We start from the raw sequence: 6,419 nt of genomic DNA on the forward strand, positions 1-6,419 counted from the left end.
TTGCCCCATGGCAGAATTTGATCACGCCCATTTCTTAAAAACACTATCAAGCGAACCCGGCGTTTATCGGATGCTTGATAGTGATGACAAAGTTATTTATGTTGGTAAAGCTAAAAACCTTAAAAAACGTGTTAGTAGCTATTTTCGTAGCAATGTCACGGATGGCAAGACTCGCGCTTTAGTCAGTAACATTAGTGATATTGACATCACTTTAACCAATACTGAAACCGAAGCTTTACTGCTTGAAAATAACTTAATAAAAAAATATCAGCCACGTTACAATATTTTACTGCGTGATGATAAATCCTATCCGTATATTTTATTAACTGCTCACAAACATCCAAGACTTGCATTTCATCGCGGTAGCCGCAAAGTAAAAGGCGAGTATTTTGGGCCATTTCCAAGCGCTGGGGCTGTCTCTGAAAGTTTGCGGTTAATGCAGAAAATATTTCCTGTTCGTCAATGTGAAGATGCGTATTATCGCGTTCGCAGCCGACCTTGTTTGCAATTTCAGCTAAAACGTTGTTCTGCACCCTGCGTGAATGAAGTGAGTGACGATGAATACAATCAGCAAGTTGATTTTGTACGTAAATTTTTGACTGGCAAATCTCATGAAGTCATCGCAGCGTTGATCTCTAAAATGGAAGCTGCGAGCCACGCTTTACAATTTGAACTAGCGGCTAAAGTACGCGATCAAATAATGCTACTGCGTAAAATGCAAGAGCAACAATCGATATCAGGTAATTATGCCGAAATGGATGTTGTGGGTTTTGCTCATTTAAATGGCCTCAATGGCATTCATTTGTTGATGATCCGCGATCATAAAGTACTCGGTAGCAAAACGTACTTTCCAAAAGTACCGAAAGATTCACAGCCACAAGAAATACTGGCTTCATTTCTTGGGCAATATTATTTAGCGCCAGGTGCAACAGGGCGAATTGCTAAAGAAGTTATTTTGCCATTTGCACTTGATGAAATTGATGTACTCAGTGAAGCATTAAGCCAAGTGAGTGAACGCAAAGTAGCTTTAAAAACAGTTACACGCGGTGAGCGTGCGCAATACTTACAGCTCGCTAATAAGAATGCGCTTAATAGTATTACCGTGAAGCAAAGCACTCAGGATTCGATTAATAAGCGTTACGCACAACTTAAAGCGACGTTAGGGCTTGATGATATTAATCGTATGGAATGTTTTGATATCAGCCATACAATGGGAGAAAACACAGTTGCCAGTTGTGTGGTGTTTGATTCGCAAGGACCGAATAATAAAGAATATCGACGCTTTAATGTCACAGGGATCACCGGAGGTGATGATTATGCTGCAATGGAGTTTGCGTTAAACAAGCGTTACAACAAGTTGGTTGACGAAGATAAAATTCCTGATGTGATTTTTATCGACGGTGGTAAAGGACAACTTTCTCGTGCCGAGCAGTATTTTGCTAATTGGCCACATGCAAAAATGCCGCTGTTAGTCGGTGTGGCAAAAGGCACCAGTCGTAGGCCAGGCCTTGAAACACTATTAATTGATGGTGGTCGGAAAACAATTCCAATGGATTCAGACGCACCAGCGCTACATTTGATCCAACATATTCGCGATGAATCACATCGCTTTGCTATTGCAGGGCACCGTAATAAGCGGCAAAAACAACGCACTCAATCACTATTAGAAGAGATAGGTGGTATCGGCTCGGTACGACGCCAAACATTATTAAAATTTTTAGGGGGCATGCAGGGAGTAAAAGCTGCTAATATAGATCAATTAAAGCAAGTACCCGGGATCAGCTCTGACATGGCTGAGAAGATATTTAACCATTTGCATGACAAGGGCTAGCCCTTCGTGCGAATATAGAAAAAAAGACATCCCCAAGTAGTTATGTGGAATATTCCAAACACACTCACAACATTTAGACTTTTTCTTATCCCCATTTTTTTGGTGGTATTTTATCTGCCTTATTCATGGGCTTTCTTTGCTGCAGCTTTTATTTTCTGGCTTGCATCGATCACTGATATTCTTGATGGCTATCTAGCGCGCAAGCTTGAGCAGTCTACGCCATTTGGTGCATTCTTAGATCCTGTTGCTGACAAAGTGATGGTGTGTACAGCATTGGTTGCTTTAGCTAGTTATTATCAATCAATGTATATGACTATTCCTGCTTTAATCATAATAAGCAGAGAAATTGTTATCTCAGCACTTCGAGAATGGATGGCAGAGCAAGGCAAGCGTGGTAATGTAGCTGTATCAAATATGGGTAAGTTTAAAACTGCTGCGCAAATGTTAGCTATTATTGGACTCATTTGGCAATACGATAGTTGGATGATGTACTTAAGTTATGGCTTACTTTACATTGCGACCTTCTTAACGGTTACTTCTATGCTGCAATATTTGATAGCAGCGTGGTCTGAATTGACTAAAAATTGACTCTAAACGTATAATAACGCACCGTTTTAGATAAAAAATAATCAAACAGTTCAAAACTAGCATTTTTTGTATTGACGCGTTTAATAATCTCTGTAGAATGCGTCCGTGTTGAGAGGGCATAGCCCCCTAGATAAACAAAGTGACACTGGTTAAGTTGCTAGAATGTTTTACCGCGACAAGGTTGCGATGAAACATATTAATACTTACATGCGTTATGCGGCACTAGCTCAGTTGGTAGAGCGCGACCTTGCCAAGGTCGAGGTCACGAGTTCGAGCCTCGTGTGCCGCTCCAGTTTATCAAAGGTTACCCAGTATTGAGGCGGAATGGCAGAGTGGCCATGCACCGGATTGCAAATCCGTTTACCCCGGTTCGACTCCGGGTTCCGCCTCCAATCAACACTCCACAAGCTTTAATTAGCAAACTCGATGCCCGAGTGGTGGAATTGGTAGACACAAGGGATTTAAAATCCCTCGACTAACAAGTCGTGCCGGTTCAAGTCCGGCCTCGGGCACCACTTTGTGGTTTAGTTGCATATACCAAATGTAACTTTTAAAAATGTAGTAATTAGAATTAATATGATGCGGCACTAGCTCAGTTGGTAGAGCGCGACCTTGCCAAGGTCGAGGTCACGAGTTCGAGCCTCGTGTGCCGCTCCATATTAGCTTTATCCACTTGCTTTAAATAGCAAACTCGATGCCCGAGTGGTGGAATTGGTAGACACAAGGGATTTAAAATCCCTCGACTAACAAGTCGTGCCGGTTCAAGTCCGGCCTCGGGCACCACTTTAAATTACTCAACCAAGGTAATTTAAGGGCGATAAAAAATATTTCTTACAAAGAATTATATCTAATTATGCGGCACTAGCTCAGTTGCCAGAACGTTTACCGCGACATAGTCGCGCACCAACGTACAAATTACTGACAAAGTTTTATGCGGCACTAGCTCAGTTGGTAGAGCGCGACCTTGCCAAGGTCGAGGTCACGAGTTCGAGCCTCGTGTGCCGCTCCAAATTATTTGTTACATTTAGGCGGAATGGCAGAGTGGCCATGCACCGGATTGCAAATCCGTTTACCCCGGTTCGACTCCGGGTTCCGCCTCCAAATAATTACTCCACACGCTTTAATTAGCAAACTCGATGCCCGAGTGGTGGAATTGGTAGACACAAGGGATTTAAAATCCCTCGACTAACAAGTCGTGCCGGTTCAAGTCCGGCCTCGGGCACCACTTTATCTTCACTATTACTTCATTTATACCTACAGCGTAAAAAAACACACCCAAAATTGCTTATCTATCTATTAAATTAAACTTTCACCTTATAGCTTTTGTATGCGTTTAACTTTTATCCATAGCGCGTACGGACAATCTTAATACCAAAATATACGCAAATCACTTTGTTGATTGATGCCAGAGAAATTAGCTTAACTAACACTAATACCAATCTGCATAAAGATTAAGTAAATTTGATCCAATCTCTAGAGCATATAATTTTAACCGTATCAGGGACGGAGATGAATTTATTCCACGCTTGCGAAACCTGTTCGACTATTTCTTCATAACCACTAAATACACGATTAGATAGACAGTGTTGTCGTATCCAACTCAATTGTTAAGGTAGTTTGAAATCCATTTTTGACACTGCCGCGTGCTGTATTTGGCCGCTTAGCAATATTCGTTCTGTTTCCACCCTCAAAGAATAATGAAACAGCAAGCAGGCGTATGCGTTTTCTTGCATTAGGCTCTTTACGTGATAAAACTAAAAGTTGTTTGGATTCTTTTAAGTTCAATTCAGTAAAAGTAGATAAGTATCTGTGCGCTAATTAGATCACATAATTTGGCAGATTGGTATAAAAAGCAGCAGGCTTTACTTTTGTGGTGACGCTTGATAAATGGCCAATGCTGAGAACAGTAAAGCGTCACTATGCCAATTGCAGCCGCATGCATACTCAATAGATTCAGAGCAACATTCCTGTGTGGCGCTTCGCTGAAGCATTGTTGAAGCTGTAGCCAGATTTATAAAGCACTCAATAAGGGCCGCGCTTTAGCGATGAATATATTAGACGCTTGTGATAGCAAATCTGAATAACTACTAAGGCATTATTATTTTGATCAAAAAAGGGAGCACATAGGCTCCCTCTTTGATTGTAAATAAGCTTATTTACTTTTTATGCCAAATCCCTTTCGGGATGGTTTGATCAAGCTGAGTATTTTTGGTTGGATCAAATGTTGGTAATTTGCCAGCTTTGCGCTGTGTGGTGTAGTCGTTCGCAAGCCAGATCACCACGCCTGATAACATAAACAGTGCAATAACATTCACGATTGCCATGAGGCCCATCGAAATATCAGCTAAGGTCCAGATCAACCCCAGTTCACTCACAGAGCCAAACATCACCATACCTAATACTATAAGTCTAAAGATCAACATACCATGCTCATGATTATGCTCTAAGAATAATAGATTAGTTTCTGCGTATGAATAGTTAGCAACAATTGAGGTAAAAGCAAAGAATAATATAGCAATCGCAACAAAGATTGTGCCCCAGCTTCCAACATGTTCTTCAAGAGCAGCCTGAGTTAATGCAATACCAGTTACACCTGAGTCAGCTACTAATTGATCAGAGAGCAAAATCAGCGCGGCTGTTGCACTACATATAACAACCGTATCAATAAATACACCAAGCATTTGCACATAACCTTGTGAGGCAGGGTGGGGCGGATTTGGCGTCGCAGTCGCTGCCGCATTTGCTGCGCTACCCATACCTGCTTCATTTGAGAATAAGCCGCGCTTTATTCCTTGGATCATTGCTTGCATAACGCCATAACCAATCGCACCGGCACCCGCTTGCTCAATTCCAAAGGCACTATTAATAATACGCATAAATACAGTCGGTAATTGCTCTGCATTAATAGCGCACACATATAAAGCTACAAGTAAGTAAGCTAATGCCATAAATGGTACAACCAACTCTGCAAAGCGAGAAATAGTTTTCAGGCCACCAAATATAATAATGCCAGAGCCAACGACTAGTACTAAACCAACAACATAGTTTGGAATATCAAAAGCGACTTTAAATGCAGCGGCTATAGAGTTAGATTGCACTGCATTGAATACTAGGCCAAATGCCAATATCAAACAGAGTGAGAAAACCACCCCCATCCAACGTTTACCCAAACCATATTCCATATAATAAGCAGGGCCTCCTCTGAAATTACCATGTTCATCACGAATCTTATAAGCTTGAGCCAAAGTACTTTCTGCAAAACTCGTTGCCATACCTATTAAGGCAATTAGCCACATCCAGAAAATAGCCCCAGCACCACCTAAATACAGTGCAACAGCAACACCAGCCATATTTCCGGTACCAACACGTGCGGCTAAGGAAGTACAAAAAGCTTGAAAAGATGAAATACCGTTTTTATCACACTGACGAGAATTGAACATGACTTTAATCATGTGGGGGAATTGAACAAATTGAATAAACTTGAGTTTAATAGTAAAAAAGAGTCCTGCCGCTATTAATAGGTAGACGAGAATATGACCCCAAAGCAGCCCACTAATACTATTTATTATATCTATCATGTTATATGCCTAATGAACGAGTTTAAAAAACAGCGGGCAACTTACCATAAGCAAAGCAGATAGTTTAGTGAAACGATGAAAAAAACGAGGTTATCCACAGGCTTCTGTGGGTAAGGTGTAAGTTTCTTTTGGGTATCTTGAGGGTATGAAATAAATGCGAATTTAATGATAAAAACGCTTGCGTAAAATTCGCCGCGCCCTATAATGCGACCCCACTGAGACGGCAGACAGCAACGCTTAGCGAGGCGAGAGTTAATCAGTTAGTCGAGTAAAACTTGAGTTTAGATTTTAAGAAATTTTAAAATTAAGTGTTGACAAAAAAATAGGAAAGCGTAATATGCGCAGCCCTAGCGAGATAAAGTTTAACTTTAACCGCAACGTTCTTTAACAATATAAAGCAATCATCTGTGTGGGCACTCGTA

The 6,419-nt window shown here is 41.1% G+C and carries 3 protein-coding genes and 8 tRNA genes; 10 read left to right on the forward strand and 1 reads right to left on the reverse strand.

Annotation, left to right across the window (positions count from 1 at the left end; translation table 11 throughout):
• Positions 1 to 7: 7 nt before the first annotated feature.
• The 10 genes from uvrC to H5162_RS17300 all read left to right on the forward strand — a co-directional run bounded on the left by uvrC (position 8) and on the right by H5162_RS17300 (position 3,644).
• Positions 8 to 1,831 (forward strand): excinuclease ABC subunit UvrC, encoded by a 1,824-nt coding sequence (gene uvrC / locus H5162_RS17255; protein WP_182779121.1) that lies wholly within the window; start codon positions 8 to 10, stop codon positions 1,829 to 1,831.
• A gap of 42 nt (positions 1,832 to 1,873) precedes the next feature.
• The gene (pgsA, locus tag H5162_RS17260; protein WP_145242294.1) at positions 1,874 to 2,419 is read left to right on the forward strand and encodes a CDP-diacylglycerol--glycerol-3-phosphate 3-phosphatidyltransferase; all 546 of its coding nucleotides are present in this window, start codon (positions 1,874 to 1,876) and stop codon (positions 2,417 to 2,419) included.
• A gap of 216 nt (positions 2,420 to 2,635) precedes the next feature.
• Positions 2,636 to 2,711, forward strand: a tRNA-Gly gene (locus tag H5162_RS17265).
• A 26-nt stretch (positions 2,712 to 2,737) separates the two neighbouring features.
• Positions 2,738 to 2,811 (forward strand) — tRNA-Cys (locus H5162_RS17270).
• Between the two features lie 36 nt (positions 2,812 to 2,847).
• Positions 2,848 to 2,934, forward strand: a tRNA-Leu gene (locus tag H5162_RS17275).
• Positions 2,935 to 3,000: 66 nt separating this feature from the next.
• Positions 3,001 to 3,076 (forward strand) — tRNA-Gly (locus tag H5162_RS17280).
• A 39-nt stretch (positions 3,077 to 3,115) separates the two neighbouring features.
• A tRNA-Leu gene (locus tag H5162_RS17285) sits at positions 3,116 to 3,202 on the forward strand.
• Between the two features lie 150 nt (positions 3,203 to 3,352).
• Positions 3,353 to 3,428: transfer RNA gene (locus H5162_RS17290), tRNA-Gly, on the forward strand.
• Positions 3,429 to 3,446: 18 nt separating this feature from the next.
• Positions 3,447 to 3,520, forward strand: a tRNA-Cys gene (locus H5162_RS17295).
• 37 nt (positions 3,521 to 3,557) lie between these two features.
• A tRNA-Leu gene (locus H5162_RS17300) sits at positions 3,558 to 3,644 on the forward strand.
• A 931-nt stretch (positions 3,645 to 4,575) separates the two neighbouring features.
• On the opposite strand, the gene H5162_RS17305 is transcribed toward H5162_RS17300, so the two are convergent.
• Positions 4,576 to 5,997, reverse strand: a complete 1,422-nt coding sequence (locus H5162_RS17305; RefSeq protein ID WP_149983426.1) for a sodium:alanine symporter family protein — start codon at positions 5,995 to 5,997, stop codon at positions 4,576 to 4,578.
• Positions 5,998 to 6,419 lie beyond the last annotated feature (422 nt).

Origin of the sequence: Pseudoalteromonas sp. SR41-8, from assembly GCF_014163915.1 — a bacterium.
In the GTDB taxonomy this organism is placed as follows: Bacteria; Pseudomonadota; Gammaproteobacteria; order Enterobacterales; family Alteromonadaceae; genus Pseudoalteromonas; species Pseudoalteromonas rhizosphaerae.